Source organism: Streptosporangium sp. NPDC002607 (assembly GCF_053592655.1).
In genome coordinates this window covers 1-2,439 of sequence record NZ_JBSFWD010000151.1, presented here as the reverse complement: position 1 = coordinate 2,439, position 2,439 = coordinate 1, and the positions used below count along the sequence as shown (strand labels likewise).

Genomic DNA, 2,439 nt, shown 5'->3' with positions numbered 1-2,439 from the left:
TCCCTTTCCCGCCCGCGGGGCGTCCGGTTTTGCAACATCGCAGGAAATAATACCCGTAGCCGCTTGACACAAACGGCTACGGGATGTCTGACCTGCGGAGATGCGGTCAAGTTCCTGTTGTGATCTCGGCGAACTCTGAGTGGGCCCAGGCGACCGCGTCGGGGTAGGCCTGGGCCTTGTCGTGCTCGGCCAGGGCGCGGTAGATGCTGGCCAGGCTCGGATTGCGGCCTTTGCGTTTCCCAGTGGGGATGATCAGGTCGCCTCGGATGGTCTCGACGGACTCGCCGGTGGCCCGTCTGCGGAGCACGATGTGCAGCACGTCGCCGGTGATGACGGCGGGCCGTCCGCCGTGGTTACCCTTGCGGGCGGCGGCGTCCAGGCCCTCCAGGGTCGCCTCCCGTATGGCTTCGCGTTCGGTTTCGGCCATCGCGGCGAAGAAGGCGAACAGTATCCGGCCCGCGTACATGCCGGCCGGCGGCCCGCCGAGCATCTCCAGGACCAGGCCGTGCGCGACCAGGTGATCGGCCAGCGCGGTGAGTTCGGCGGCGTCGCGGCCGAGTCGTTTCATTTCGTACACGGTCGGGATGACGCGGCAGTGCGGGGCGTGCGCCTTGATCCGGCGGGCCAGGGCGAGCGCGGCCTCGAACTGGGGGCGGACCCGGACCCGGGTCGAGATCTTCTCGGAAAAGATCTTGTCGCGATCGATGCCGTGGGCCGCGAGGGCATCCAGCTGTGACTGTAGTTCCTGGGTCAGCGAGCTGCAGCGGGCGTATCCGATCCGGATGTCAGCGGTCGGCGCATCCGTGGCGAGTGGGGCCGGTGGCGGGGTGCCGGACCGCCACGGCTGTCCCGGACCGCGATCGGCAGGGGTCTGTACCCGCAGGCACGGATGGAGCTCGACGTCGTCGGCGTCACGGTCGGCTACTTGGTGACCTGGCCCACATGATCGGACCGGGTCTGGGCCCGCTGCCCGTATCCCCGCAGCGCCCCTGGATGCAGGCCTAACGCGATCGCCAGCCGGGCCACCGCCTCCGGCGGAGCCGACCCCACCTCATCGGGCACAAACCCAAGCCACGGCAGCGTCGCGACCATCACGGCCATCCCCAGCCGATCGGCCGGGCCTCGGCCCCGTCCCGGATCCACGAACGCCACATCCGCGGACGTCAACGTGAAGTGCGTGATCAACTCATCGCGGCCGATATCCGGGAACGACCGTAACTGCTCCAACTGCTCGCGGGAGAACATCTTCTCCGACACCGAACCACCCCACGCTCTAGACCGGACAAACCGGAACAGAACGTAGCGGAAACGATCTCGGGCCCCTACGCCGATCCCTGCATCACCGCAGCTCAGAGCTATATGTGTTGGATTCTTCGACAGGACTACCGGGACCCCTGGTGGTCGACCATGCTCGGGGAGGGGAACCTGAGCTCGTACATGCTTTTTGGCGTTACTCGTACTGCTCGTCGGGGGGCTCGATCCTCGTGAGGCTCTTGCCGGTGAGCTGGGGGTAGATGACGCCGGTGGTCATCTTGCCGAAGGTCTGCGGGATCCAGATGCCGGTGACCTCGACCCAGGTGTCGGCGGGCGGTGCCTGCAGTCCCCTGACCGCGACCTTCAGGGGGAACGCGTCCGCGGCGCAGCAGGCGATCTGCATGCGGGTGACGTACCATTGCCCCTTCTTCTTCGCGGGGGAGACGAAGCCGGTCAGTTTGACCTCGCGGTCGGTGAGGGACTTCTTGTCGTCGTCCCAGGCGCGGCCGATGAAATCGCCGATGGTCATCTCCACGGCGCCGGTGCCGGTGAGCGGGGTGAAGGAGCTCAGGGTCTGGTCGCGGGGCGGTGGGGTGTCGTCGCGGGAGGCGGCGAACGAGCCCAGCGCGGGCGGCGCGATCAGGAAGATCGCGAACACCGGCAGGCACAGCAGCCACGCGACCCGGGGGCCGCCGTGCGCGTGGTCGTGCCCGTCACCGTCGGACCGGTCGCGATCATGCGAGCGGTCGTCGGCGGATGAGTGATCATGGCCGTCTGAATGGTCGCGTGGTTCGTCTTGGGGTGGGTTCTCCTTCGCCCGGGACGCCTGGAGCAGCCCGATGACCCCGAGGAGCACCAGCACCGTACCGGCGCCGATCAGGAATGGCCGGAAGCCGGGTTTGACGTAGTTGAGGTAGGTCGTGGAGAACGCCGAGATCCGCAGCACGGCGCCGCCCAGCAGGGTCAGGACGAGGTTCTGGGTCACACGGTTCATCGGGGGGCGCGGATTCCTTCCATCGTGCCGGGGCCCGAGGCCGAGCCGTGGCGTGCCTGGGGGTGCGGAGCGAGGGAGCAGTGACGGGGAGCCTATAGCAGCAACCATCCGAAAAGCGCACTGACCAGGATGGCGAGGGCGAAGGTCACCGGGACGAACCTGACCGCGAAGGCCCTGCCGAACGTGCCGGC

The 2,439-nt window shown here is 67.8% G+C and carries 3 protein-coding genes; all 3 read right to left on the bottom strand.

The features are described from left to right. Window positions 1-106: 106 nt before the first annotated feature. On the bottom strand, window positions 107-730 hold the full coding sequence (locus ACWD3H_RS47555; RefSeq protein ID WP_451959788.1) for a recombinase family protein: 624 nt from the start codon (window positions 728-730) through the stop codon (window positions 107-109). A 191-nt stretch (window positions 731-921) separates the two neighbouring features. Continuing rightward, the gene (locus ACWD3H_RS47550; protein ID WP_451959787.1) at window positions 922-1,257 is read right to left on the bottom strand and encodes a DUF4158 domain-containing protein; all 336 of its coding nucleotides are present in this window, start codon (window positions 1,255-1,257) and stop codon (window positions 922-924) included. Between the two features lie 193 nt (window positions 1,258-1,450). Continuing rightward, window positions 1,451-2,248 (bottom strand): TIGR03943 family putative permease subunit, encoded by a 798-nt coding sequence (locus tag ACWD3H_RS47545; RefSeq protein WP_451959786.1) that lies wholly within the window; start codon window positions 2,246-2,248, stop codon window positions 1,451-1,453. Between the last annotated feature and the right edge of the window lie 191 nt (window positions 2,249-2,439).